This window comes from Phormidium tenue FACHB-1052 (assembly GCF_014696675.1).
Taxonomy (GTDB): domain Bacteria; phylum Cyanobacteriota; class Cyanobacteriia; order Phormidesmidales; family Phormidesmidaceae; genus Nodosilinea; species Nodosilinea tenuis_A.
This window is the reverse complement of sequence record NZ_JACJQN010000002.1, coordinates 15,846-40,257: the sequence shown is the minus strand read 5'-3', so window position 1 is coordinate 40,257 and position 24,412 is coordinate 15,846. Positions and strand designations below refer to the sequence as shown.

At 56.0% G+C, this 24,412-nt stretch carries 23 protein-coding genes and 1 tRNA gene; 14 read left to right on the top strand and 10 right to left on the bottom strand.

What is annotated here, in order from left to right; translation table 11 throughout:
- Window positions 1-23: 23 nt before the first annotated feature.
- Window positions 24-2,255 (bottom strand): hypothetical protein, encoded by a 2,232-nt coding sequence (locus H6G07_RS04040; RefSeq protein ID WP_073607436.1) that lies wholly within the window; start codon window positions 2,253-2,255, stop codon window positions 24-26.
- Between the two features lie 319 nt (window positions 2,256-2,574).
- Here H6G07_RS04040 and rsfS point away from each other — a divergent pair, with 319 nt between their 5' ends.
- The 5 genes from rsfS (at window position 2,575) to H6G07_RS04015 (ending at window position 6,416) form a co-directional block, all read left to right on the top strand.
- Entirely contained in the window at window positions 2,575-3,015 is a 441-nt protein-coding gene (rsfS, locus tag H6G07_RS04035) for a ribosome silencing factor (protein ID WP_073607437.1), read from the top strand.
- 128 nt (window positions 3,016-3,143) lie between these two features.
- Complete coding sequence (locus H6G07_RS04030) at window positions 3,144-3,632, top strand: CGLD27 family protein (RefSeq protein ID WP_073607438.1); 489 nt, start codon at window positions 3,144-3,146, stop codon at window positions 3,630-3,632.
- Between the two features lie 49 nt (window positions 3,633-3,681).
- Window positions 3,682-4,644 (top strand): asparaginase, encoded by a 963-nt coding sequence (locus tag H6G07_RS04025; RefSeq protein ID WP_073607439.1) that lies wholly within the window; start codon window positions 3,682-3,684, stop codon window positions 4,642-4,644.
- A 249-nt stretch (window positions 4,645-4,893) separates the two neighbouring features.
- Window positions 4,894-4,970 (top strand) — tRNA-Met (locus tag H6G07_RS04020).
- 117 nt (window positions 4,971-5,087) lie between these two features.
- Entirely contained in the window at window positions 5,088-6,416 is a 1,329-nt protein-coding gene (locus H6G07_RS04015; protein ID WP_073607440.1) for a four-carbon acid sugar kinase family protein, read from the top strand.
- Window positions 6,417-6,505: 89 nt separating this feature from the next.
- Here the strand turns inward: H6G07_RS04015 and hslO are convergent, their stop codons facing one another.
- Window positions 6,506-7,417, bottom strand: a complete 912-nt coding sequence (gene hslO, locus H6G07_RS04010; RefSeq protein ID WP_073607441.1) for an Hsp33 family molecular chaperone HslO — start codon at window positions 7,415-7,417, stop codon at window positions 6,506-6,508.
- A gap of 177 nt (window positions 7,418-7,594) precedes the next feature.
- On the opposite strand from hslO, the gene H6G07_RS04005 reads away from it, so the two are divergent.
- Complete coding sequence (locus tag H6G07_RS04005; protein ID WP_073607442.1) at window positions 7,595-7,981, top strand: hypothetical protein; 387 nt, start codon at window positions 7,595-7,597, stop codon at window positions 7,979-7,981.
- 24 nt (window positions 7,982-8,005) lie between these two features.
- Here the strand turns inward: H6G07_RS04005 and H6G07_RS04000 are convergent, their stop codons facing one another.
- On the bottom strand, window positions 8,006-8,479 hold the full coding sequence (locus H6G07_RS04000; protein WP_073607443.1) for an NUDIX hydrolase: 474 nt from the start codon (window positions 8,477-8,479) through the stop codon (window positions 8,006-8,008).
- A gap of 328 nt (window positions 8,480-8,807) precedes the next feature.
- On the opposite strand from H6G07_RS04000, the gene H6G07_RS03995 reads away from it, so the two are divergent.
- On the top strand, window positions 8,808-9,344 hold the full coding sequence (locus H6G07_RS03995; protein ID WP_073607444.1) for a zinc ribbon domain-containing protein: 537 nt from the start codon (window positions 8,808-8,810) through the stop codon (window positions 9,342-9,344).
- A 120-nt stretch (window positions 9,345-9,464) separates the two neighbouring features.
- On the opposite strand, the gene aqpZ is transcribed toward H6G07_RS03995, so the two are convergent.
- Complete coding sequence (gene aqpZ, locus H6G07_RS03990; protein ID WP_073607445.1) at window positions 9,465-10,232, bottom strand: aquaporin Z; 768 nt, start codon at window positions 10,230-10,232, stop codon at window positions 9,465-9,467.
- A 296-nt stretch (window positions 10,233-10,528) separates the two neighbouring features.
- Between aqpZ and glgX the strand changes: the two genes are divergently transcribed.
- The gene (gene glgX / locus H6G07_RS03985; protein WP_338420679.1) at window positions 10,529-12,676 is read left to right on the top strand and encodes a glycogen debranching protein GlgX; all 2,148 of its coding nucleotides are present in this window, start codon (window positions 10,529-10,531) and stop codon (window positions 12,674-12,676) included.
- A 4-nt stretch (window positions 12,677-12,680) separates the two neighbouring features.
- Window positions 12,681-13,043, top strand: a complete 363-nt coding sequence (locus tag H6G07_RS03980) for an MGMT family protein (RefSeq protein ID WP_073607447.1) — start codon at window positions 12,681-12,683, stop codon at window positions 13,041-13,043.
- A gap of 9 nt (window positions 13,044-13,052) precedes the next feature.
- Here H6G07_RS03980 and H6G07_RS03975 read toward each other — a convergent pair whose 3' ends face one another.
- The 4 genes from H6G07_RS03975 to psbB form a co-directional block, all read right to left on the bottom strand.
- Window positions 13,053-14,030, bottom strand: coding sequence for a 30S ribosomal protein S1 (locus H6G07_RS03975; protein WP_073607448.1), 978 nt, complete (start codon window positions 14,028-14,030; stop codon window positions 13,053-13,055).
- Between the two features lie 222 nt (window positions 14,031-14,252).
- Window positions 14,253-14,777: a transcriptional regulator NrdR gene (gene nrdR, locus H6G07_RS03970; RefSeq protein ID WP_073607449.1), complete on the bottom strand. Its 525-nt coding sequence runs from the start codon at window positions 14,775-14,777 to the stop codon at window positions 14,253-14,255.
- Window positions 14,778-14,987: 210 nt separating this feature from the next.
- Window positions 14,988-15,086, bottom strand: a complete 99-nt coding sequence (locus H6G07_RS03965; protein ID WP_073607450.1) for a photosystem II reaction center protein T — start codon at window positions 15,084-15,086, stop codon at window positions 14,988-14,990.
- 115 nt (window positions 15,087-15,201) lie between these two features.
- The gene (gene psbB / locus H6G07_RS03960) at window positions 15,202-16,734 is read right to left on the bottom strand and encodes a photosystem II chlorophyll-binding protein CP47 (RefSeq protein ID WP_073607451.1); all 1,533 of its coding nucleotides are present in this window, start codon (window positions 16,732-16,734) and stop codon (window positions 15,202-15,204) included.
- Between the two features lie 352 nt (window positions 16,735-17,086).
- Between psbB and H6G07_RS03955 the strand changes: the two genes are divergently transcribed.
- The 3 genes from H6G07_RS03955 to H6G07_RS03945 all read left to right on the top strand — a co-directional run bounded on the left by H6G07_RS03955 (window position 17,087) and on the right by H6G07_RS03945 (window position 18,695).
- Window positions 17,087-17,422, top strand: coding sequence for a 2Fe-2S iron-sulfur cluster-binding protein (locus H6G07_RS03955; RefSeq protein WP_073607452.1), 336 nt, complete (start codon window positions 17,087-17,089; stop codon window positions 17,420-17,422).
- Window positions 17,423-17,625: 203 nt separating this feature from the next.
- Entirely contained in the window at window positions 17,626-17,736 is a 111-nt protein-coding gene (gene psbM, locus H6G07_RS03950; protein ID WP_017300174.1) for a photosystem II reaction center protein PsbM, read from the top strand.
- 182 nt (window positions 17,737-17,918) lie between these two features.
- Entirely contained in the window at window positions 17,919-18,695 is a 777-nt protein-coding gene (locus tag H6G07_RS03945) for a proteasome-type protease (RefSeq protein ID WP_073607453.1), read from the top strand.
- A 33-nt stretch (window positions 18,696-18,728) separates the two neighbouring features.
- Here H6G07_RS03945 and H6G07_RS03940 read toward each other — a convergent pair whose 3' ends face one another.
- Complete coding sequence (locus tag H6G07_RS03940; RefSeq protein WP_073607454.1) at window positions 18,729-19,508, bottom strand: 4'-phosphopantetheinyl transferase family protein; 780 nt, start codon at window positions 19,506-19,508, stop codon at window positions 18,729-18,731.
- A gap of 94 nt (window positions 19,509-19,602) precedes the next feature.
- Between H6G07_RS03940 and H6G07_RS03935 the strand changes: the two genes are divergently transcribed.
- Window positions 19,603-20,886, top strand: coding sequence for an NAD(P)/FAD-dependent oxidoreductase (locus H6G07_RS03935; RefSeq protein WP_139296944.1), 1,284 nt, complete (start codon window positions 19,603-19,605; stop codon window positions 20,884-20,886).
- A gap of 388 nt (window positions 20,887-21,274) precedes the next feature.
- Window positions 21,275-22,675: an NYN domain-containing protein gene (locus H6G07_RS03930; protein ID WP_171972966.1), complete on the top strand. Its 1,401-nt coding sequence runs from the start codon at window positions 21,275-21,277 to the stop codon at window positions 22,673-22,675.
- A gap of 7 nt (window positions 22,676-22,682) precedes the next feature.
- Here H6G07_RS03930 and purF read toward each other — a convergent pair whose 3' ends face one another.
- Window positions 22,683-24,224 carry an amidophosphoribosyltransferase gene (purF, locus tag H6G07_RS03925; RefSeq protein WP_073607456.1) on the bottom strand — a complete coding sequence of 514 codons (1,542 nt, stop codon included), beginning with the start codon at window positions 24,222-24,224 and terminating at the stop codon, window positions 22,683-22,685.
- Window positions 24,225-24,412 lie beyond the last annotated feature (188 nt).

Sequence of the window (24,412 nt, the reverse complement as noted above, 5' to 3'; positions counted from 1 at the left end):
GTTGGGCGGTTATAGAGCAACGATTAGCTTAGACTGCTGAGGTCGTCGAGATCGTCTAACAGGTCGTCAGAAGTTGGTTTTGGCGCAGGCGGATTGAGTAGGGCGTCGAGGTCGAGGCTGTCAGCGTTAAAGTCGGCATCCAGGTTAAATTCATCCTCTTGACCGCTGTCTGCTTCGCCCTCTAATAAGGCACTCAAGCCAAAGTCCCCGTCATCTAACTCAGATGGAGCTGCCTCAGAGGAAAACTCATCCACAGCAAACTCGGAACTGGGTTCTGAGACAGGTTCGTTGAGCAGGGCATTGAGATCGAGACTGTCGGCGTTGAAGTCGGTGTCGAGACCCAGATCATCGGCTTGACTACTATATGTTTCATCTTCAAGCAGACCAGCCATGCCGAAATCGCTTTCATCCGATGCCGGTGCCGCCTCAAAAGCAAACTCATCCACAGCAAATTCGGAGCTGGGTTCTGAGTCAGGTTCGTTAAGTAAGGCATTGAGATCGAGATTGTCGGCGTTAAAGTCGGCGTCTAGATCCGCGTCATTGGCTTGACCACTATATGTTTCGTCTTCGAGCAGACTAGCCATGCCGAAATCGCTTTCATCCGATGCCGGTGCTGCCTCAAAAGCAAACTCATCCACAGCAAATTCGGAGCTGGGTTCTAAGTCAGATTCGTTAAGTAAGGCATTGAGATCGAGATTGTCGGCGTTAAAGTCGGCGTCTAGATCCGGGTCATCGGCTTGACCACTATATGTTTCGTCTTCGAGCAGGCCGAAATCGCTTTCATCTGATGCCGGTGCTGACTCAAGAGCAAACTCATCCACAGCAAACTCAGAACTGGATTCTGAGATAGGTTCGTTGAGGGCATCGAGGTCAAGACTATCAGTGTCAACGTCAGACTCTAGGCCAAAGGCATCAATTTGGCCGCTGTCTGTTTCACTCTCTACGAGGCTAGCCAAGCCAAAGTCTCCTGCTGCTGACCCTGGCGAGGTTGGCTCTGGGGGAACTTCGTCAGCGTCATCAAAATTCAGTTCAGATAGATCTGAGATAGTGTCTGGGTCTGATGTCGTGAAAGCATCTACGTCGAGACTGTCGGTGTCAACGTCAGCCTCTAACCCCCAATCATCAACTTGACCGCTGTCTGTCTCACTCTCTAGCATTGCCGCCAGGGCTGAGTCTTCCTCCTCCACTGTCGGTGAAAGCCCTGCTGAGGAGAACTCGTTCATATCGAGGCTGATCTCACTGTCGGCGATCAGAGCAGCTTCGTCGGCGATCGCAGCTTCCGGCGGCATAGCTTCTTCAAGCATGGCCATGTCTAAAGCAACGGCTGGCTCATCGGCCACAGGGGCAGTTGGCTCTGGGAAAGACGGGACTTGCAGTTGCAGACGGGCTTCGTAGGCCTGCTCAAGCTCTTGGGTGCGCTGGGTCAGCTCATCCTGGTAGTGCTCGATCTTCTCGGCCAGCTTTTGCTCGTATTCGGCTCTGAGGCTTTCCTCTAGCTCTCGCCGCAGATTGAGTTCTAGCTCTGCGGTGGAGGGTTCGATCGCAGCGGGCACCGAGCCGCCAGCCTGGGCCATTTGTAACCGGGCCTCGTAGTCTTGTTCCATTTGGGCCAGACGCTGGTTATACTCGGCCTGAAGCCGGGCTTTGATCTCAGCGACATCCGAGGTATCTACACTGGCTGTGGCTGTCGGCTCTGGCACTAGGGCACTCAGGGCAAGCGCGCTAGGGGCCTGGGGCTGGCGAGTCTGCTCTTGGTCTTGGTAGTGGGCGATCGCCTCTGCCAACCGCTGATCGTAGTCTTGCTGAGCCTGCGATCGCGCCTCTACTAGCTTGTCTTGCAGGTGCTGCTCGTAGGCCTGCTGAATCTTAGTGGCTGCTTCTTTAAGACGGGTCTCGTACTGTTTGCGAATGCGCTGTTCGGTGGTGCTGTCGGCATCCACGGGGGCACTGCCCATTACGCTCTGGCGAGTACGGTACTCAGACTCTAGCTGTCCACGCCGCTCCTCAAGCCGATCCTCATATTGCTCCATTTTCTCGGCGAGATGAGCTTCGTAATCTTTTTGCAGCTGTTGAGTGGCGGTGCGCAGCCGCTGCTCGTGCTCTCTCTCTAGCTCCTCTTGGCGCTTTTGGCTTTGCTGCAAGGCCTCGGTCAGCTCATTCACCCGGCTCTGACGCAGGTAATACCCCACGATAACCGCCAGCAGCAGGCCGGTTAAAGCAGCAACGACGATCTGAACTAGCGTAAGTTGAGGCATGGTGTATCTTCCCCTGTAGAGTTCAAAGACGAGCCGTAGAGTATCCACGCCTGAGGGGCAGAAACCAGCCGCCACCCCGCCTTTGCAGCCACTTTTCAGCCGCTAAATATTGACGATCAATGATATACGCTGCGCCCCGTTTGGGATCTCAAACTTTGCCCCACCTCGGGCAGGGCTGAGACTTTCCATAACAGATTATGACCGTGGAGAGAGCCAGTCTGCGGCCCCCCAGAGTCATCCCCTACAATAGAAGCTACGGTGTATCGGCGCAGTCAATCTGAACCACAGACACCGTAATTGTCCCATTACGTCTTTGCGTATGACCCAGTCTTCCCACCGTCAGCCTGCTGCTACCGATGCCCCTGCGCCGAATCAAACTGAGGACGATGCCCTCAATCTGGCCTACGCCATTGCGGCTGCCGCCGATGAGCGTAAAGCGGGCAACATCACCATTCTCCAGGTGGGAGATGTGTCGTACTTAGCTGATTATTTTGTGGTAGCCACTGGCTTTTCAGCCGTACAGGTGCGCGCTATTACCCGCTCCATTGAGGCCAGTCTCGAAACCGATTACAACCGTCGCCCTTTGCGGGTCGAAGGCCAGGGCGAGGGCAGTTGGATTGTCATGGACTACGGCGAAGTTATTGCCCACATCTTTATGCCCGAGGCCCGAGATTACTACGATCTAGAGGCGTTTTGGGGTCATGCCAACCAAATTTTGTACCAACCCTCAGGCCAGCACTTTAGCCCAGCCCAGTTCTAAAGCTGAGCTAAGATTGGCCTGTTTGCCCTCGCGGTCACTGTCTGCTGGAGCACAAATTCCTAAGCAGCAATTCCTATTGGTAGGCAATTCGTTTAGGCTATAGCTAGATTTGCGTATTGTCGGTGGCCATGACTCAACGATGTCCAGTACCGGCTGAGCAACAGCCCATTAACGAATATCAGGATGTGCGCGAGTCCTGGTTTTACGGCTGGGGTAGCCGAGATTTGGCAGCCTACCTCAAACCCGTCGCTATTCTTTGGTTTGCTGGCTGGGTTGTGGCTGGGCCTATGGCCGCCGCCAGTTTTGACCCAGCCAAGCATCCCCTTTCCTTTGGCCTCAGTGGAGCCTTGGGGGCTCTAGTACTACCTGTGCTGGCCCTCCTTCAGCTCTACGTGGGGTGGGCTCACGTGGGCGGACGACTGCGAGAAACCACCGTGCCCTATGAAGAGTCGGGCTGGTACGACGGTCAGCTCTGGGTGAAGCCCGAAGAGGTTTCAAACCGCGATCGCTTGATCGTCGACTATGAGGTGCAGCCCGTACTCCAGCGCATTCGCCGCACGCTGGGGGTTATGGCGCTGCTGCTTGCCCTGGGGCTGATTGTCTGGCCCCTGGTATAGTGGTCATCGCCGCCCCATTACCCTTGTACACCACCGCAGAGCGTCCCCTATGACCAGCAGTCGGGTTAACCGCCACCAAACTAAAGAGCTAGAAATTCAGCTGCTGCGGGAGGGCATTGTCGAGGCTACTCATCTGGCCCACGTGGCGGTATGCGATAACCGAGGGCGCACCCTATCGGTGGCGGGCAACGGTGAGCTAGGTACCTTTATGCGCTCTGCCCTCAAACCCTTTCAGGCGCTGGCGGTGACCGCAGCCGGCGCGTTAGAGCGCTACAACCTTGGCGATCGCGATCTAGCCATCATGTGCGGCTCTCACCAGGGCACCATCGAGCAGGCACGGCAGGCCTTTCACATTCTCTGGCAGGCCGATCTCGACCCCACCGCCCTGCGCTGTCCTACTCCGGTAGGCAAAAAAAGCCCCCTTGAGCACAACTGCTCGGGCAAGCACGCTGGGATGCTGGCCGTTTGTCAGCAGCGCAACTGGCCCCTAGCCACCTATCTCGATCGCAGCCACCCGGTACAAAAGCTAATTTTGACCCGCATCTCAGAGCTGCTGGGCATGCCTTCGGATGAGTTTATCTGCGCCCACGATGACTGCGGCGCTCCCACATACTTCATGCAGCTGAGCCAGATGGCGTCCTTGTTTGCCATGCTCTCCTCGGGCAATAACCTCGACATGGAGCGCATTGTCCGAGCCATGATTAGCCATCCCGACATGGTGGGCGGCCCCGGCAGCTTTGACACCACGCTAATGAACCTCACCCACGGGGCCTTGGTCAGCAAATCGGGGGCTGAGGGCATTCAGTGCATTGGCCGGGTGGGCGAAGGGTTGGGCCTGTCGATTAAGGTGATCGATGGCGCGAAGCGGGCCAAGTACGCCACCGCGATCTTTACCCTACGGCAACTCGGCTGGATCACCCCCACAGTGGCCGACACCCTGGCCGAGACCTATATGAAAGTAGGCGATTTTACCCGGCTCGATGTCGTCGGCGATCTGCCCATGATGTATTGACCGCAATCAGAACGCATCTGAAAACGGGCTGGCCCTCGACCTGTCGCTCTGGGGTTACTGGGTTTTGGGAGGCGTGCTTAACCAGCACGGCTCTGCTTAAAGGGGCTAGGAATGGATTTTGCTCAGCCGCTCGGTTGGCTCAAAGCACCCTGGGATAAGGAATTTAGACCCATCGCTTGAAAAAAGTTTATGTAAAAAGAAAAATAGATTGTTATCTGAGAACATTTAGCGCTATATTGAATAAGCCGCCGCGGGGTAGAGCAGTCTGGTAGCTCGTCGGGCTCATAACCCGAAGGTCCATGGTTCAAATCCATGCCCCGCCACCAAAACAAAAAATAGGGTTCCTAGGATAACTAGGAACCCTATTTTTTTGGAGCTACCTTGGCCAACGCGTCCCCCATGGGCGATAGTGATTTTTGTTCACCCCGTCGAGGCCAGCACCAATGGCTCAGCCCAAGATTATTGTTTTAGACGACGACCCCACCGGTTCTCAAACGGTGCACAGCTGTCTGCTGCTCATGCAGTGGGACGTAGACACGCTGCGCCAGGGGCTGCGTGATGCCTCACCGATTTTCTTTGTGCTGACCAACACCCGCGCCCTCACTGCCGCCGCCGCTGAGCAGGTGACTCGCGAGGTCTGCCAGAATTTAAAGCAGGCGATCGCCCTTGAAGGCATCCAGGACTATCTCGTGGTCAGCCGCTCCGACTCAACCCTGCGGGGGCACTACCCGGTGGAGACCGATGCGATCGCTCAGGAACTCGGCCCCTTCGACGCCCACTTCTTGGTGCCCGCCTTTTTTGAGGGCGGGCGTATCACCCGTGACAGCGTTCACTACCTCATGGTGGATGGCGTTCCCACTCCTGTCCACGAAACCGAGTTCGCCAAAGATTCGGTATTTGGCTACAGCACCAGCTATCTACCCGCCTACGTCGCCGAAAAAACCTCAGGCCGCATCCCGGCTGCATCCGTAGAATGCTTTACCCTTGAGGATATTCGGACGGGTTCGCTACAACGGCTGATGGGGCTAGAGCACAACGTCTGCTGCGCTGTGGATGGCGAAACCCAGGCTGACCTGAACCAGTTTGCCCAGGATTTGCTCGCGGCGGCGGCCCAGGGTAAAAAATTTCTGTTTCGCAGCGCCGCCAGCATTCTCACCGCCCTGGCCGCCCTGCCTCCCCAACCCATCGACGCCAGTCACATGCGTACCTACGTGCGCGGTGGCCGCCCTGGAGCCATCATCGTCGGCTCCCACGTACAAAAGACCACCCAGCAGCTTGAGCAGCTACTACAGGAACCTGGCGTAACCGGCATTGAAGTAGACGTGGCACAGCTCAGAGACGAGGAGCTAGGCCATCACAAAGCGGTGTTGGCAGATATTTTTGACCAGGTAAACAAAGCCCACAACAGCGGCCAGGTGCCTGTGGTTTACACCAGCCGCCAAGAACTCGCCTTCGACACTGTTCAAGCCCGTCTCGACTTTGGTGTCGAAGTCTCTTCCCTGCTAATGGACGTGGTCAAAGGGTTGCCCGACGATATCGGGTTCCTGATCAGCAAAGGCGGCATCACCTCCAACGACACCCTTAGCACGGGCCTTGCCCTACGCACTGCCCGCCTGCTCGGCCAAATTCTACCTGGTGTCTCCGCCGTGCGCACTCCTGCTGATCATCCTCAATTCCCGAATCTGCCGGTAGTGCTGTTTCCCGGCAACGTGGGTGATGAGGATGCGCTGGCGCTAGCCTATCAGCGATTGATGGGCCAACAAAAAATATGAGAGATGGTGCAATGAGGAAAAGCTAAACCCTGCAGGGATCGATCCGACAACAGAATTCATCACCCCATCTTCCTCATCTCCCCAAGCCCTCAACTCCGCGCCTCCTTACGATCTTCCCGTAGATCCACGATTAGCTGCGCTAGCTGCTCGCTGTTGGTGCGGTAGACCTCATTGCAAAAATGACAGATTGCTTCGGCCCCGTCATCGGTTTCAATCATGTCTTGTAGCTCATCTTCGCCCAACATTTTGAGCGCCCCCAGCATGCGATCGAAGGAACAGGGGCAAGAAAACTGCACCATCTGGGTTTCAGGCAAAATTTCTAGGCCCAGATCACCCACCAGCTCATCAAAGATCTGAGGCAACGTTTTGTTGGCCCGCAGCAGAGGGGTAAAGCCCGTTAGTGCGGCCAGGCGGCTTTCGATCAGGTCCACTATTTCGCTATCTTCGGCGGCGCGGGGCAAAATTTGCAGCAGTAGACCCCCAGCTGCCTCCACCCCATCGGCACCGACAAACACACCTAGGATCAGGGCCGAGGGGGTTTGCTCAGAGCTGACTAGGTAGTGAGTGAGATCGTCGCCAATTTCCCCTGAGACTAACTCAACGGTGCTGGAGTAAGGGTAGCCGTAGCCCATATCGCGCACCACATAGACGTAGCCGTTTCGGCCTACGGCTCCGCCGACATCGAGTTTGCCCTGGGCATTGGGAGGCAGCTCCACAGCAGGGTTATCTACATAGCCACGGGCAGTACCATCCATACCGGCATCCACCAGAATGCCGCCTAGAGGGCCATCTCCCCGCACGCGAATATTTACCCGACCCTGGGGTTGTTTCATACTGGAGGCTAACAGCAGACCCGCTGAAAGGGTACGACCCAGGGCAGCGGTAGCTACGTAGGAAAGATTGTGGCGCTGCCGGGCCACCTCAGTGAGTTTAGTGGTGATGACGCCTACCACCCTTATGCCGCCATCGGCGGCGGTAGCCCGAATCAGTTGATCTACCATGAGCTGCCCCAGTATTCCCTTAATATTGCTTATTAATTATTGTAAGAGGTTTAGGGAGGGCGGGTTTAGGGCAGTTTACCCACCTCTAGGAGAGAACGTGTTTGCCGCAGCGGTGGCCATATCCCATTGGTTTTCTTTTGGCATACTGAGAGGTGTTGTTTGCGGGCCACCACCCCTATGCTAGGCACATTTCAGCACAGCCATCTTCGCATCGAAGTCAATGCCACTCAGGAGCATATTCAGGCCAGCTTGGTGCGGCCCAGTCAGTTTCGCCGATGGCTTTGGCCTCAGCAGTTTAGCCAAGGGTTGCCTGACAAGATCTACAGTGGGCTGAGCTTTAACAGTTACCTTGGCCCGGTTGAAATTCGTCACGATGTCACACAGGTCGACGACCACAGCCTTTACATGGTGCTATGTGGCGGAATTGATGGTTTCCATGAATGGTACTGGGGTGATCAGTGGGTGCAGTCGCGACTGGAGGGAGTGTCGGCTCTGCCTTTAAATCTAGGTCAAAGTTTGGTGATGGCGCGACTGCGGCAGTTTCTGCAGCAGTCTACCCTTTAAAGTCTGCCAAGTATCCAAAAGCACTCACCCTAAAGGTACTTGCCCCAGCACTCGCACTAGCTCGTCTAAAAACTGGCCTTGGGCTTTAATGATGCGTCTTTTGGCTTCTTCTAGGTCAAACCAGGCGGCTTGGTCTACCTCAGGAAACTCCCGCAGCACGCCAGAGTTAGGTGGCCATTCTAGAACGAAGGTATTGCTGTTCAGGTTTGCAGGGTTGAAGTTGCCTTCAAAGGCCCAGGCAAAGACTAGCTTGCCCCCTGCCTGGCGTACCGGCTGTAGGGGGCGAAAGCTGCCGGTCGGGACTTGACCCGTTTCTTCTAAAAATTCGCGTTTGGCGGCTGCAAAGGTGTCTTCTCCAGGGTCGATTTCACCCTTGGGAATTGTCCAGGCTTGCCAGCGGCGATTGGCCCAGTAGGGGCCACCTGAGTGCACCAACAGCACTTCAAGGTGGCAATCCTGGGTTCGATACATGAGTAGCCCTGCGCTTTTTTTAGCCATGGCAGCGATCGCGCCATACCCCAGCCCACCTAGCTAGACTTGGGTATGTCATCCTCAAACGACTATCAGTTACAACCTCAGGCAAGGAACTCATTCGACTATCCGATTGTAGCTGGCGGGTCTAAAAACACTCAGGTTGACCTGCCCGTAGTTTTTCCAAAGTGCCCCAAGGAGATCCTTAAACCAGCTCTAAACCGAGTCGATTAACCAAAAATAGTTTGGAGAAACCGGCTAGAGGTCAGTAGCTTGTCCTAGCATACCTACAGCCTAGGTCCACGGATCAAAACCGCTTTAGTTTCATAACATAATTAGCTTAGCAACGTTAACTATGCCCTATCACTGCGATCTTAGCCCTGGCCAAAAGATATATCTTGACAACCCTGGCCCCAATACGATTGTTACCCTAGCCAGTGCTGAGGCTGGCCAACAGCAGCAGTCCAGCACTCAGGTGCCCACTGGCCCATGGACAGAGGTACCTCAAATCGTCAGGGTTGGCGCTGGGGTGCTCCTACGCTGTGTTACAGCCCAAGGCACATTTTTTTGGCAAATTCAGGGTATGCAGATTGCAGTTGCGCCTGCCACGGCCTGGGCGGCTGACCAGGCTACTCCTATGCAGGCGACCGAGGCTGATTCTCCGATCGCCTCGATACCACCCATGCCTTCCATCCAGCCCATGCCGCCCATGGCCCCCATGCAGATGGGCAACATGGAAATGTCGCTCAACCCCATGACCTTGCGTATGGGTAAAATGACCCTCGGGCCGGATATGCCGACGGTTAACACTCAGAAGTTTTGTACCCAGTGTGGGGCTGCGATCGCGCAGAGCGATCGTTTTTGCGGTAGCTGTGGCCATCAGTTGCCCTAGCCTCTGAACCACAAAAAACTGGGGGAACGCTTCCCCCAATCTGTGTCAACAATTCCAGTGATGAAGTTTAGACTCTAACCCATCAGAGCAAGCTGACAACTTAGGGTTTGGGGTTTCGCGCTAGACGACTGGCTTGACGCTTTCAACCTGAGCCGTTGGCTCTCTATCGACGGAGAAGAACGTGGCATAGAACCACCCCGCCAGCAGCGCCCCCAGAATCGGTGCCACCCAAAATAGCCATAGCTGAGCAAACAGCGGGCCGCCAACAAACAGAGCTGGCCCCGTGCTGCGAGCCGGGTTCACAGAAGTATTGGTCACTGGAATGCTGATCAGGTGAATGAGCGTCAGCGCCAGGCCAATCGCCACAGGGGCTAGGCCCACAGGGGCGCGAAAGTCAGTAGCTCCCAGGATGATCATCAAGAAAAAGAAGGTCATCACCACTTCGCACACGAAGCAGGCCAACAGGCTAAACCCACCGGGTGAGTGATCTCCAAAACCATTAGTAGCCAAAGGATTACCCACGGAGGGGTCAATTGCAAATCCGGCCTGGCCGGTGGCAATGATGTAGATAATGCCAGCCCCGACAATACCCCCTAACACCTGAGCCACAATGTAGGGCAGCAGTTCGCTGCTGGGGAACCGTCCCCCCGCCCACAGCCCAAAGGACACCGCCGGATTGAGATGACACCCTGAGATGTGGCCAATGGCGTAGGCCATGGTCAGCACTGTCAAACCAAAGGCCAGCGAAACACCTAAGAAGCCGATGCCTAGGTTAAAGGCACCGCTGCTATCTAAAAACTGACCGGCTAGCACGGCGCTACCACAGCCGCCCAGTACTAACCACAACGTCCCGAAAAATTCAGCTACACAACGTTTTGTGAGAGGCATTGCTTACCACTCCTATCAATGAGGTTTATCAAGCCGATTAGTATTGTTCGACACAGACTGCCATCGACAACCCAATCTCTCCTGGCAGAGTACCGTAAGACTATAAAAGTTTGATAAGCCCCAGAAATGCCACGCCCCTCTTGCCATTACCACGCCTATTCCCGTAGCCTGTTAACCTGGGATAGGCACGACACATTGGCTCCGCAAAATAGTTTCAATGGGTTTCCTCAGAGAACCATCAGCCTTAGCGTCGTTAAACCTTAGACTCTTTAAGCAACACCGCACTCATCATGGGAATGCAAGTCTGGCCAGGTCGTCCCTATCCCCTGGGTGCCACCTGGGATGGCACAGGCACCAACTTCGCCCTGTTTTCAGAAAATGCGACCGGGGTTGACCTCTGCCTATTCGATGCGGTTAACCAGGAAACCTGCATCCCTTTGACTGAGGTTGATAATTACGTATGGCACGGCTATTTAGTTGGAGTGGGGCCTGGGCAGCGCTATGGCTTTCGGGTGCAGGGGCCCCATCATCCCAAGGCCGGACAGCGATTTAATCCCTATAAGCTGCTCATCGATCCCTACGCTAAGGCCGTAGATGGCGATGTACAGTTTGACCCGGCTATTTTTGGCTATGACCTAGATGCCACCAACGACCTCGAAAATCTCGATTTGTCGTTTTCTGAGGTAGATAGCGCTCCGTTTATGCCCAAGGCTGTGGTGGTTGATCCTAGCTTTGACTGGGAGGGCGATCGCCCCCTTGATATCCCCTGGCATCGCACTATTATTTACGAAGCCCACGTTAAAGGGCTCACCCAGCGCCACCCCGACGTACCAGAAGCGCTGCGGGGTACCTACGCCGGGCTGGCCCACCCAGCGGTGATTGACCACCTCAGCCGCCTGGGAATTACCGCTGTAGAGCTGCTGCCTGTCCACCACTTTCACGCTTATCCAGGGCATCTAGCCGACACCGGGCTGCGCAACTACTGGGGCTATGACTCGCTCAGCTACCTGGCACCCTACGGCGGCTACAGCAGTGCTGGGCAGAACGGCGGCCAGGTCAACGAGTTCAAGCAGATGGTCAAAGCGCTGCACCAGGCCGGTATTGAAGTCATTTTAGACGTGGTCTACAACCACACCGGAGAGGGTAGTCACCTAGGGCCGACCATCAGCCTGCGGGGCATCGACAATGCGGCCTACTATCGCCTCGTCGAAGACGCCCCCCGCTACTACATGGACTTCACTGGCTGCGGCAACTCTCTCAACGTGCGCCATCCGCAAGTGCTCAAGCTGATTATGGATAGCTTGCGCTACTGGGTGTTAGAGATGCACGTCGATGGTTTTCGCTTTGACCTGGCCTCGGCTCTAGCTCGGGAACTGTACGAAGTTGACAGTTTGGCAGCATTCTTCGACATCATTCACCAAGATCCGGTGCTGTCTACCATTAAGCTAATCGCTGAACCCTGGGACTTAGGGGAAGGGGGCTATCAGGTGGGCAACTTTCCGCTGCTGTGGTCAGAGTGGAACGGCAAATACCGCGATTCTATGCGCGACTTTTGGCGCGACCATGACTGCCGCCTCGGCGAGTTTGCCTTTCGAATTACCGGCAGTTCTGACCTCTATAAGGCCAACGGCAAACGTCCCCACGCCAGCGTTAACTTCATCACCTGCCACGACGGGTTTACCCTGCGGGATTTGGTGAGTTACAACGAGAAGCACAACCTGGCCAACCACGAAAACAACCGCGACGGCGAGAGCTATAACCGATCCTGGAACTGCGGGGTCGAGGGCGAAACTGACGACCCAACTATTTTGGCCCTGCGCCACAGGCAGCAGCGCAACTTGCTGGCTACACTGATCCTCTCCCAAGGGGTTCCCATGCTGCTTGGGGGAGATGAAATTGGCCGTACTCAGCAGGGCAACAACAATACCTACTGCCAGGACAGCGAGTTGTCTTGGTTCGATTGGGATTTGAGCCTCCCAGGCCGTGAGCTACTGTCGTTTACTCGCCAGCTGATTCAGCTCCGCCAAACCCACCCGTCCTTTGCCCGCCGCCACTGGTTTCAGGGTCGAGCCATTCACGGCTCTGGGGTTCACGATATCGGCTGGTACAACCCAGACGGCAGCGAAATTACAGACGACCAGTGGTATGGCGGCTCAGCCAAGGCGATTACGGTATTCCTCAACGGCGAAGAGCTGATGGGCTTTGAAGCTCAGGGGCAGCGGCTAGAGGACGACAGCTTCTTGCTGTTTTTTAATGCCCAATCAGATGCTCAAAATTTTTACGTGCCGCCCTTGCTTAGAAACCCGTCTTGGTCGATGGTGATTAACACTGAAAAGCCCGCTGGCTTTGTGAACGATAGGCGGGTTTACAAACCCGGAGAAGCGATCGCCGTGGCCGACTTTTCGCTAGTCGTACTGACCAGCTCCAAACCCACGGCGGGCTAAGGCTATGCTGACCTACGAACGCATCTACGCCGTAGTCCGCCAAATTCCTCGGGGCCGGGTTGCCACCTATGGGCAGGTGGCTGAGCTGGCAGGGCTGGTTGGCAAACCCCGGTTGGTAGGTTACGCCCTTTACCGAGTTGATATGACCACCGACGACGTACCCTGGCAACGGGTAATCAACGCTAAGGGAGAAGTCTCTGAGTCGCCTCTGCGCTGTGGCAGCGACTACATTCAGCGGGCCATGCTAGAGGACGAAGGCATTGAGTTTGACCACCGGGGTCGCGTTGATCTGAGCAGATACAGATGGCGCCCGCCCGATAGTGTCATCGAGCGGGCGCTGGAAGCATTTGGAGAGAGCTTAGACTAGACGAAGGGCCTAGTCCACAGCCACGGCTACTTCCTCTTCTTCATACTGTTCTTCAGGTTCGTCAATTATCTCGCCAGCTTGCTCAGCAGCCTGACGACGCATGGCTTCGCGGTACTTAGCAGCCATTTCCTCAGCCTTGTCGTAGACCAGGTCAGGATTCTTGACCATGTCACCCGGCTCGGGCTCTAGCTGCTTAGTCGAGAGAGAAATTCGGCCTCGCTCAGCATCAAGGTCGATGATCATGACCTTAATTTCGTCGTTGACGTTGAGCACGCTGTGCGGCGTGTCGATGTGATCGTGGGAAATCTCAGAGATGTGCAGCAAACCGCTAACGCCACCGATATCGATAAAGGCACCGTAAGGTTTGAGACCGCGCACTGCGCCCAGCACTACTTCACCCACTTGAAGACCGTTCATCTTGCGCTCAACCAGAGCACGACGATGACTGAGCACAAGCCGGTTGCGCTCCTCGTCAACTTCCAAGAACTTGAGGGGTAGGTCTTCGCCCACCAGATCTTCCTTAGGCTTGCGGGTGCTGATGTGAGAACCGGGGATAAAGCCGCGTAACCCCTCAATGCGCACCAGAGCACCACCTCGGTTGGTAGCAAACACCCCAGAACGGACGGTGGCATCTTCCTGCTGGAGCTGGCGTACCCGCTCCCAGGCGCGCATATACTCAATACGACGAATGGAGAGGGTCAGCTGACCGTCTTCGTTTTCGTCGGTAAGAATAAAGAACTCGCGGGTTTCATTGGAGCGCAACACCTCTTCAGGGTGATCAACCCGGTTGATCGACATCTCCTGAATAGGGAGATAAGCGGCGGTTTTAGCACCGATATCAATCAGGGCGCCCCTGGGCTCAAGGCTAAACACGGTACCAGAAACCGTATCGCCTGGGTTGAAGTGATAGTCGTACTTATCTAAAAGTGCGGCAAAGTCTTCGTGTGTAAACCCGATGTCAGCGTCCTTTACGTCCTGATTGAGCATGCTAGTGTTGTCCTATTATTTCTCCGTAATACTGCGGTTTCCGTGTAGACGTACAAAACAATCAACTCAGATATGTGACAGTCAGCCCCCACGCAACAGCGTGCCGACGTAGACAGCCCGATAAACCCACAGGATTAAAATTATAGCTGAATAAGCGGTGTTGTTATCTACACCGACAGGATTGGTTTGAGTTCGACGTTGAAATTCACTGAGACTACTAGCTTACAAAGATTGGGCAGAAATCACGTAGGTTGAGGACTGGCCGTTTTCCGTATTGCCCCCGGGGCGATCGCCTCGCTCACCTTGAAGCTGGCTCAGGGTTTCGGCAAAATCGCGAATGCCTTGAAACTGACGATAGACCGAGGCAAACCGCACAAAGGCTACCTCATTCATGGCCTGGAGCTTAGCCAACACCATCTCGCCAATTTCGGCGCTGGTCACCTCTCGGCTAGCCCGCTGCTGAAGTTCAGCCTCAATGTCATCGACGATCGCCTCCATTGCCAGAGACGACACCGGGGTTTTTTCGCAGGCCCGCACGATACCTCGCAGCACCTTGGATCGTTCAAATAGCTCTCGGTCAGCGCTGCGTTTGATCACCGTAACGGGCACATACTCAATGCGCTCATAGGTGGTGAATCGTCGCTCGCAGCGCAGGCATTCCCGGCGTCTGCGAATGCTGCGCCCCGCCTCCGCCGATCGCGACTCTAAGACTCGATTGTTCAGATGCTGACAGAACGGGCAATGCATAGACACACTCCCAATGGGAGAAAAAGGACCAGGCCAGAATGCCTTAAGGTCATTGCAACCTGGAAAAATAGAGGCAAGCCTTCCCATGGACGGAAAGGCTTGCCTCTATATTAATTAAATTGTGAGAAAACAATCGAAATGAGTCGAAAGTCCTGTCAAATTTGCGTAAACCTCAAACCATCATCGGTCTAAGTGACTAAGTCGCCGGGATTAGTCCTTAGAAATGCGAGGGGGTTCGCGAAAGGCGATCGCAAAGAACAGGGTACCAATGATGCAGGCAAAAATGAAGATGTAAGCGACAGCTTCCATGGTGAAAAAGGCTCCTATCTCAACCGGGTTATCTTTAGTTTACAGGGATTAGATATAACGTGCCCGACGGATGACGTTCTAAAATCAACCGCCGGGCACCTTAGCTCACGGGAAACTAAACAGTTTCTTCTTTACGAGTGGAGGTATCTCCCACCTTCGCGAAGAAACCCCATTCCACCTGCTCGGGAGACAGATCGGGGTCTACACCCGCAAACACATCGCGGAACAGAGTACGAGACCCGTGCCAGATGTGACCAAAGAAGAACAGCAGCGCAAACACGGCATGACCATAGGTAAACCAACCGCGAGTGCTGGTGCGGAATACCCCGTCAGAGCCGAGGGTTTCGCGATCGAACTCGAAGGGTTCACCCAGCTGCGCCTTGCGGGCGTAGCGCTTCACCAGGGCTGGCTCAGTGATCGTTTGACCACCTAGCTCACCACCATAGAAGGTAGCGGTTACACCAGTCTGTTCAAAGCTGTACTTAGATTCAGCCCGACGGAAGGGAATGTCAGCCCGAACGACGCCATCTTTGTCAACCAACACCACGGGGAAGGTTTCAAAGAAGTTGGGCAGGCGGCGGACAAATAGCTCACGGCCTTCCTTGTCTTTGAAGACAGGGTGACCCAACCAACCCTCAGCGATACCATCGCCCTGGACCATGGGGCCAACCCGGAACAAACCACCCTTAGCAGGGCTGTTGCCAACGTAGTCGTAGAAGGCCAGTTTCTCAGGAATACTGGCGTAGGCCTCATCCAGGGATGACCCGGCATTGACATCGGCTTGAACCCGCCGCTGGATCTCCTGCTTGAAGTAGTCACCATCCCACTGGTAGCGGGTGGGGCCAAACAGTTCGATGGGGGTAGCGGCACTGCCATACCACATGGTGCCTGCCACCACAAAGGCTGCAAAAAACACCGCTGCGATACTGCTGGACAGCACCGTCTCGATGTTACCCATGCGCAGAGCCTTGTAGAGGCGCTGGGGCGGACGCACCGTGAGGTGGAACAGGCCAGCGATAATGCCCACAATCCCTGCGGCAATGTGGTGAGCCACAATACCGCCAGGATTGAAGGGGTTAAAGCCTGCGGAACCCCATTCGGGAGCCACCCCCTGCACATGACCAGTGAGACCATAGGGGTCAGATACCCACATACCAGGTCCCCAGAGACCGGTCAGGTGGAAGGCCCCAAAGCCGAAGCAGAGAAGCCCCGACAGGAACAGGTGAATACCAAACATTTTGGGCAGATCCAGCGCCGGTTCCCCGGTGCGAGGATCGCGGAACAGATCTAGATCCCAATAGACCCAGTGCCAGCAGGCAGCTAAAAATAGCAGGCCTGACAGGACGATGTGAGCTGCAGCCACACCTTCAAAGGACCAGAAGCCAGGGTTGACGGCAGATGCGCCGGTCACACTCCAGCCGCCCCACGACTGGGTTACGCCCAGACGAGACATGAAGGGTAGGACAAACATGCCCTGCCGCCACATGGGGTTGAGTACGGGGTCACTGGGGTCAAAGGTGGACAGTTCAAAGAGAGCCATCGAGCCGGCCCAGCCAGCTACCAGGGCCGTATGCATTAGGTGTACAGCAATCAGTCGCCCGGGATCGTTAACGACGACCGTGTGTACCCGGTACCAGGGTAGTCCCATTGACTACGCTCCTCCTCTAGGTAAAACAATGTTGTTTTGGGATTTGTCTTAAGCATGCCAGTACTGATTAGCCTATCAGAATCAGGCTCTCAGTATTGCTCCAATTGCCCCGTCATCCCGCCATTGCCTGAGGGGGCGATGTCATTGTTGGATGCGGAACCATTTGGTACAGATGAGATGTAACAATGAAATTACTTAACGAAGTGTAACCAGTCCCAAATTCCCTCGCAACCAGCTTGAGCCTTGGCTGGGGGCGATCGCTCAGGGTTGTGGCCTAAAAACACCTCGGCCTAGCGGCCAAAGGCTTGATTTACCGCTGCTAACGACGCAGAACGCTAAGGAGATTCCCTTGATGGCTAATGTTAAGTTTGTTAACGAAGGCACTGAGATTGTCGTTGCCGACGGGGCCAACCTGCGTTTTAAGGCCTTAGAAAACCGCATTGATATCTATACCTTTAGCGGCAAGCTGATGAACTGCGGTGGCTACGGCCAGTGCGGCACCTGCGTTGTCGATGTAGTGGCAGGCGGCGAGAACCTTTCACCCCGCACTCAGGTAGAGGAGCGCAAACTGAAGAAGTGGCCTGCAAGCTGTCGCTTGGCTTGCCAGGCCATGGTGAATGGGCCGGTTTCGGTGGCCACAAAGCCAGATCGCAAGGCCCTAGCTAAAGCTAAAGCCAAGAGCGCCTAGCTTTGATCGTCTGGCATTGGCTGAGGGGCTTTGGCGCAGCGCTGCATTCTCACCGAGTAGAGTGATATTCTGAAAGCGTCGGGTTTTTAGCGCAGCGAGTCTTTGGTGAGTCGAGCTAAAGCAGGTTTGACAAGGATAGAGACGGCTAGCGTTGGAAGCTTGATGCGACGTTGTTGGGTTGAGAGTAGTAGAGGCAAGCACTGATGGAAGTCAATAAGCTTGGTTTTGTAGCCAGCATTCTCTTTGTTCTGGTACCGACGGTTTTTCTGCTAATTCTGTACATCCAAACCTCTAGCAAGCAGACCGGATCGTAAGATCGCGGTCGGTGGCTGTGGTGCCGGGCCGCTGCTGCGCCGGATTAAGAGCCGCAAGTCGGGCTATGGGAATTAGGTGTATTCTTAGGGCGCTGGTTTAGCCGGCGCTTTTTTGCGGTTTATGGACTGAGGCGGCCTGACTCCAGGGGTATGGGGCCGCCATGACGTACCGTTGGAGACCAATGACCTACTGTTTGGGCATTTTGGTGAAGCAGGGGTTGGTGCTGGCCGCCGACTCGCGCACCAATGCTGGGGTTGACTACATTTCGTCGTACCGCAAGCTGTTTGATTTCTCGAAGCCGGGCGATCGCGTCATTTTGCTCTGCACCTCGGGCAACCTGTCGATTACCCAGGCGGTGGTGCATCAGCTCAGTCAAGACATTAAGCATGATCGCGCGCCTAACCTGCACAGCCTGCACAGCCTCTATGACGTAGCTCGTTATCTAGGGGATCAAATTCGCGCCCTGCAAGAGGCCGATCGCGCCTGGCTGGCCCAGGACAAAATTGACTTTAAATGCAGTTTTTTGCTGGGCGGTCAGGTGCAGGGAGAGGTGCCAGAGCTATTTTTGATCTACAGCCAGGGCAACTGCATCAAGGCCACCCCTGAGACACCGTTTTTACAGATTGGCGAGACCAAGTACGGCAAGCCCATCCTCGATCGCACCTTAGGATTTGACGTGCCCCTCGATGCGGTGGCCAAGTGCGCGCTGCTGTCGATTGACTCGACGATGCGATCGAATTTGTCGGTGGGGCCGCCGATTCATATGGCCATGTACCAGACCAACAGCTTTGAGATTCGCCACCGGGCAAAGTTTCAAGCGGGGGATCCCTACCTGATCAAAATGCGTAAGCACTGGGAAGTGGCCCTGCGGGAAGCCGCGCTCAGTATGCCCGATATCTCTTGGAACCACGATGACGCCCCCCTGCCTCCAGGGATCCCTGATCCGGGCGACACCTAGGCAGGAGCGAGGATTGTCGATCTGAGGTTGGCTCTAGTTGGACCAGTCCCCGGCTAGGACGGCAGCAGGAGTCGTTGACCAAAGGCGCAAATGCTCTGACCCTAGGTGGGGAGATTGAACGGCGATCGCACCGATATACCCTGGTTCTAGCTGCCACTGATAGAGCGGCCCTGGATGGTCTAACCCCGGTGCCGTCACCACTTTTACCGACGTCGGCCTTGAGGTTAGCGGAGTCTCTAAGCACAACTCTAGGGCCTGCATAGAGTCGGCTATGCCAATGCCCAGGGATTTTAGGCAGGCCTCCTTACCCGTCCAATAGCGCAAAAAATGATGGTCAGCCTGGGGATGCGATCGGGCCAGCATGGTTTTAGCCTCAGCGGCTGTGAGGTAGCGACGACACAGCCCCGGCAGGCATTTCACCGGGCGCAGGGCTTCGATATCTACACCGATCGCCCTGACATCAGCGGCGGTGCTAATGGCCACGAGCAGTCGTTGCTCACTGTGGGATAGGTTAAATTTTGGTACCACGCCGTCGCTACTGGCGTCGGGGCTGAGTTCTGGCTTGCCCTTGGGCCCGTAGGCAAAAGTAAGTGCGGCGGGTGCTTGGCCGGTGTAGCGGCTCAGTAGATGGCGTAGGCAGCCTCGACTGGCTAGGAACTGACGCTGAACAGCGGGTCGGTGAATGCGCTCTAGCTGAGCCTGTTCCGCAGACGATAAACAGGCTTTGAGGGCCTGCCGAGTTGTCGTCTCAAAGTCGGTAGAGAGCAGCCAGAGGTCAATAGCAGATGAAGCACCCTGGCGAAACTCAGACATAGAGTAGAGATAAGGCGGTGAGAGTAGCAAAGCCAACCTAGCGCTATTGTGCAGTAAGCTGGGCACCCTTGGCACAGCCCCCGGTTCCCTTGCTATGCCATCAAAGCCATTTACTGCCGCCTCAGATGATCCCTCTGCCCCTGACCGAGCCAGGGCGGTAAAAGTCTGCATTTTGGGGGGCGGATTTGGGGGGCTGTATTGCGCCCTATCTTTGCACCAGCGATCGCGGCGATCGCCCCACCCCATCCACATCACCCTAGTCGAGCCGCGCGATCGCTTCAACTTTACCCCGCTGCTCTACGAACTGCTCACCCAGGAACTAGCCCCCTGGGAGATCGCCCCTACCTACCGAGAGTTGCTCAAACACACTGCCGTTGACCTGCGCCAGGACTGGGCCGAACACATTGACCTAGCCCAGCAACGCGTCACCCTGCGCCACGGCGCACCTCTCACCTACGATTACCTGGTAGTGGCGCTGGGTAGCCAAATGCGGCCCCCTGCCACCCCCGGTAGCCAGACCCATAGCCTGCCGTTCAATACCCTACAAGATGCCGAACAGCTAGAGCGGCGGTTAAATGACCTTGAACAATCGCCTCAAGTGCGGGTAGTAGTGGCCGGGGCTGGCCCTAGCGGCGTCGAGCTGGCCTGCAAACTGAGCGATCGCCTCGGTAGCCGGGGCCAGATCACCTTAGTCGATCGGCGGGGCGAAATTTTGCGATCGTACCCCCAGCGCATCCAGCGGGCCGCGGCGCGAGCCCTGGCGAAACGGGGGGTAGAGGTCTATTTAGATGCTGCGATCGAAGCGGTGGATGCCAGCGGATTAACCTTTGGCCACGAGGGGAAAACCCGCCACTGCCAGGCCAACATTACCCTATGGACGGTAGGTACAGTGCCCCATGCTTGGCTGGGGGATGACCTCAAGCTAACTGCGTTTGGCCAGTGCCAGGTGCTACCTACCCTGCAATTGCCCGACTACAACAATGTTTTTGTGCTGGGGGACATGGCCGCCATGCCTGCCCCAGGGCGCGGTTCCCAAAGCGTAAAGCTTGCGGCATCTCAAAAACGGGAACCGATTCAGCATGAATATCCCTTTCTCAATCGCGCTCCCACTACAGCCCAGGCCGCTTACCAGGCAGGCCCTGCGGTCGCCTCTAATGTGCTGGCGCTGATCGCCAATCGTGCTCTCATACCCTTTCGTTACAACCATCTGGGCGACATGCTTACCCTGGGTCAGGGGGAGGCCGTGGTCTGCGGGTTTGGGCTATGCATCACCGGACGCCTAGGAGGTTGGTCGCGCCGCTGGGCCTACTGGCTACGGCTGCCTACCCCCGCCCATCGCTGGCGGGTACTCAAGCACTGGCTGGGTTTTAACGCTTAGACCACCTCAGAAACTGTTGTGGCACAGTTTGTACGGTGAACGGGCAGAGCAATGGAGCTGGAGTCAGCTCTCAAAAAGCTTGTCTTGCCGGTGGTGCCTCACTGCGATCGCTAGGGTAGAGTCGCGGCCCTCCCAGGCAATTAGCGTTCGGCAGAGAATGCAGCAGGCGATCGCCGACTACGTTAGCGTCCCCGCAACCCACCACTGGCAATGTCGAGCCAAAAGGATGACCTAAACCTGAGCATCCGCCATCGTTATGGTTTGAGAAAGGCTGGATTTTCCCATCGTGTAAACTAAGCCATTAAGCGTTTAGGCCCCTGGCATGACTCATTTCCCTGAGCCGCCTAACCCAGAGCACTGTGAGAAAATGGCTCGTTTTCTGCACGCCATGCTTTTAAAAACGCAGCAGCAGCGGGCGGATCTGCTCACGGAGGCCAGTAGAGCTTGGTTGCAGGCGACCTCTACAGAAACGCAAATCACCAGGCTGACGGCGCTGCTGGAGCAACAGCCCGGTCTTTCGGTGCCAACCGTCGAGCGGATTTTGGCAAAGCTGTTTGTCCCGGCCTTTCAGGGGTCTAAGCCCTACGGCCAGATTTTGCAACGGGTGCAGCAGCTAGCGATCGCCGCCGCCACCTCCCCAATCTCCTCCGCTATCCCTAAACAGACCCCAGCTCCCCTGACTCAGGACAAACCCTCCCCCCTTCCCTGGGTTGGGCTGTTGCTGGTGGATGCCGAAAACATGAACCCGCCCGAGGTGTTGGAGGCATTTCTGCAAACCGTGGGTCAATACCCCATTCGTCATCGACTGGCCTTTGGCAACTGGCGCAGGCTAGGTCGCCGCGATCGCGATCTATACCGCCGGGGTTATCAGATGGTGCATGTGCCCTCGGGCAAAAACAGTGCCGACATCAAAATGTCGGTAGACACGTCTCTAGTTACCCTTCAAAACCCGTCGATCCGCGAGGTATTTATCTGCTCGGCGGATACGGATCTGCTGCACCTGGGCTACGCGCTGCTCAACCTGGGGGTCAGTGTCTATTGCGTTAGTCACCGCCACGACGGCTGGTTTGAGTTGCTCAATCTGGCCCAGCAAACCACCGAAAAGGTTTATTTCGGCTCCGGTGAGGGGAATGACCCAGCAACTGAATCAGCCCAGCAGGTGATGAAGGTACCCACCCTCGCTGAAACGGCGCGATCGCTTAAACAGCTGCTAGCTCAAGCCCACCAGGATGATCCTGATCAGCCAATTACTATGGGCCATCTGGGCAAGCTGTTTCGCGATCGCCACCACCTTTCCGCCAGCGAGGCGCTCCAGGCCAACTCGGGCTACAAAACCCTGGGGCAGTTTCTCAAATCCCACAGGGCCTTTGTCCTTTCCCCCTTACCCGACAGCAAGCAGATTGCCGTCACCCTCAAGGCGATCGCGAACAACACATCCCCACCGCCAGAACCCGCAGTCGCGCTCATCGTTCCCCAGTTAGAGGAATCCCTGAAATCCGAGGGGGCAGTAGAGGCCGCAGCTTTGCCACCGCCCATCACCGATGCCCACAGCCTAGAACAAGCTCTGATTACCCTCCTGTGGCGTCTCTCCTCGGGGCAGACAGATAGCCAAATTCAGCTCTCAGTGCTGGCCGCCTACTTTGCCCACGTCTACCAAGAACCCATGAGCGCCGTACTGAAACGCATCGGCGAACCCAAAGGCCTGCCAAAATTTTTGGGCAAATGCCGCTCTTTGAAAGTGCAACAGCAGGGCCAAGATTGGCGCATAACCCTGGCATGCGTCAGCTAGGGCCTCGTTAGGTTGCTACTGGTTCTTTGACCTCAAACTTGAGCTTGGCCCGCTTAAAGGGTTCAGGAATTTCCACCGGATATTTGCCCGTAAAGCAGGCAGAGCAGAAGCTGCCTGGCTCTTGATTCGTCGCGGCCAGCATGCCCTCCCAGCTCAGATAAGCTAGGGAATCTACCTGAATTTGATCGGCAATCTCCTCTAGAGACTTGGTGGCCGCAATTAGCTGATCTTGGTTGTCGGTATCAATGCCATAAAAACAGGGGTGGGTGACCGGCGGCGACGAAATCCGCATATGTACCTCGATCGCACCCGCATCTCGCAGAGCCTGCACAATCTTACGGCTAGTGGTACCTCGCACAATTGAGTCATCCACGATTAAAATTCGCTTGCCCTCCAGCACGTCCTTGAGGGGATTTAGTTTCATGCGAATGCCCACCTCCCGCATCGACTGGGTCGGCTGAATAAAGGTGCGCCCCACATAGCGGTTCTTAATCAGCCCCTCCGCGTAGGGAATCTGAGACTGCTGCGAAAAGCCGATCGCCGCTGGCACCCCAGAGTCGGGTACCGCCATAATCAAATCCACATCGGCAGGAGCTTCTCTGGCTAGCTGATGGCCCAGGCGGCGACGGTAGCTGTAAAGGCTCTCGCCGTTGACAATGCTATCGGGCCGCGAGAAGTAGATCATCTCGAACACGCAGAGCTTGCGCTGGGTCGCCTCTGCCCACTGGCGAGAAATAATGCCATCGGGGGTAATCCACACCAATTCACCCGGCTCAATGTCGCGAACGTAGGTGGCTCCAATGATGTCGAGGGCACAGGTCTCTGAGGCCAGCACATAGTGAGCGGGCTGACCCACCTCAGGAAGGTCATGGCCCAGCACCCCCAGCACCAGGGGGCGAATGCCTTGCTGGTCGCGGGCACCTAAAATGCCGTTGGGCGTGCCAATTACCAGGCTAAAGGCTCCGTAGCAGCGGTTAAAGGCGGTTTCGGCAGCGCTGACCCAGTCGGCCCCATCGTTGACGGCCTCGGCCAGGGCAAAGGCGATCATTTCTGAATCGGTGGTGGTCACCAGGTCATGGTGGCGGTCTAACAGCTCTTCGCGCAGGTCGGCGGCGTTGACCAAATTGCCGTTGTGGGCCAGGGCCAGCTCACCCAGGCGGGTGGGCACCATGGCGGGCTGGGCATTGCACACGTGGCTAGACCCAGTGGTGGAGTAGCGCGTATGGCCCACAGCAATGTGCCCCGACAGGTCTTGCAGAATTTGGTCATCAAATACTTGGGATACCAAACCCATGTGCTTATAGCAGTGGCTGCCAGAGGCGTCGAAGGTGGCGATGCCCGCCGACTCTTGGCCCCGGTGTTGTAGGGCAAAGAGACCAAAATAGGCCAGCCGCGCCACTTCTTCATCGGGGGCATAGAGACCAAAGATGCCGCAGGCTTCTTCGGGCTTGTCAGGGCGATCGGGCAGCGCCTCGGCACGAGTATCCGCAACATGATCCTGGGGTGAATCGTAGGACTCGTCTAGGAAAGATTTAGAAGGGAACGTCATTGGTGGTGCAGGGTGGCTTAGGAACGCAATTGGCAAAGGAGCAATTCTCAACACACTTGGCTGCCGCATTTTGCCCTCAATGCGAGCCCAGCTTCATCATAGGGGCAGGAATTTCGAAGTGGTATTAGAAACTACCGAACTCCCTTGACTTATTTAATAGTCCCTTAACATAGGCTCGATCATAACAC

What these genes read in the sequence shown, in the direction of transcription:
- H6G07_RS04000 (WP_073607443.1), bottom strand. Translation starts at nt 8,479, where the DNA reads ATGGCTAAAAAAAGCGCAGGGCTACTCATGTATCGAACCCAGGATTGC.
- psbM (WP_017300174.1), top strand. Translation starts at nt 17,626, where the DNA reads ATGGAAGTCAATAAGCTTGGTTTTGTAGCCAGCATTCTCTTTGTTCTG.
- H6G07_RS03930 (WP_171972966.1), top strand. Translation starts at nt 21,275, where the DNA reads ATGCTTTTAAAAACGCAGCAGCAGCGGGCGGATCTGCTCACGGAGGCC.
- H6G07_RS03965 (WP_073607450.1), bottom strand. Translation starts at nt 15,086, where the DNA reads ATGGAAGCTGTCGCTTACATCTTCATTTTTGCCTGCATCATTGGTACC.
- H6G07_RS03955 (WP_073607452.1), top strand. Translation starts at nt 17,087, where the DNA reads ATGGCTAATGTTAAGTTTGTTAACGAAGGCACTGAGATTGTCGTTGCC.
- H6G07_RS04030 (WP_073607438.1), top strand. Translation starts at nt 3,144, where the DNA reads ATGACTCAACGATGTCCAGTACCGGCTGAGCAACAGCCCATTAACGAA.
- purF (WP_073607456.1), bottom strand. Translation starts at nt 24,224, where the DNA reads ATGACGTTCCCTTCTAAATCTTTCCTAGACGAGTCCTACGATTCACCC.
- hslO (WP_073607441.1), bottom strand. Translation starts at nt 7,417, where the DNA reads ATGGTAGATCAACTGATTCGGGCTACCGCCGCCGATGGCGGCATAAGG.
- H6G07_RS04015 (WP_073607440.1), top strand. Translation starts at nt 5,088, where the DNA reads ATGGCTCAGCCCAAGATTATTGTTTTAGACGACGACCCCACCGGTTCT.
- H6G07_RS03945 (WP_073607453.1), top strand. Translation starts at nt 17,919, where the DNA reads ATGACCTACTGTTTGGGCATTTTGGTGAAGCAGGGGTTGGTGCTGGCC.
- H6G07_RS03935 (WP_139296944.1), top strand. Translation starts at nt 19,603, where the DNA reads ATGCCATCAAAGCCATTTACTGCCGCCTCAGATGATCCCTCTGCCCCT.
- H6G07_RS04040 (WP_073607436.1), bottom strand. Translation starts at nt 2,255, where the DNA reads ATGCCTCAACTTACGCTAGTTCAGATCGTCGTTGCTGCTTTAACCGGC.
- H6G07_RS03940 (WP_073607454.1), bottom strand. Translation starts at nt 19,508, where the DNA reads ATGTCTGAGTTTCGCCAGGGTGCTTCATCTGCTATTGACCTCTGGCTG.
- nrdR (WP_073607449.1), bottom strand. Translation starts at nt 14,777, where the DNA reads ATGCATTGCCCGTTCTGTCAGCATCTGAACAATCGAGTCTTAGAGTCG.
- psbB (WP_073607451.1), bottom strand. Translation starts at nt 16,734, where the DNA reads ATGGGACTACCCTGGTACCGGGTACACACGGTCGTCGTTAACGATCCC.
- H6G07_RS03975 (WP_073607448.1), bottom strand. Translation starts at nt 14,030, where the DNA reads ATGCTCAATCAGGACGTAAAGGACGCTGACATCGGGTTTACACACGAA.
- H6G07_RS03980 (WP_073607447.1), top strand. Translation starts at nt 12,681, where the DNA reads ATGCTGACCTACGAACGCATCTACGCCGTAGTCCGCCAAATTCCTCGG.
- H6G07_RS03995 (WP_073607444.1), top strand. Translation starts at nt 8,808, where the DNA reads ATGCCCTATCACTGCGATCTTAGCCCTGGCCAAAAGATATATCTTGAC.
- H6G07_RS04005 (WP_073607442.1), top strand. Translation starts at nt 7,595, where the DNA reads ATGCTAGGCACATTTCAGCACAGCCATCTTCGCATCGAAGTCAATGCC.
- H6G07_RS04025 (WP_073607439.1), top strand. Translation starts at nt 3,682, where the DNA reads ATGACCAGCAGTCGGGTTAACCGCCACCAAACTAAAGAGCTAGAAATT.
- aqpZ (WP_073607445.1), bottom strand. Translation starts at nt 10,232, where the DNA reads ATGCCTCTCACAAAACGTTGTGTAGCTGAATTTTTCGGGACGTTGTGG.
- rsfS (WP_073607437.1), top strand. Translation starts at nt 2,575, where the DNA reads ATGACCCAGTCTTCCCACCGTCAGCCTGCTGCTACCGATGCCCCTGCG.
- glgX (WP_338420679.1), top strand. Translation starts at nt 10,529, where the DNA reads ATGCAAGTCTGGCCAGGTCGTCCCTATCCCCTGGGTGCCACCTGGGAT.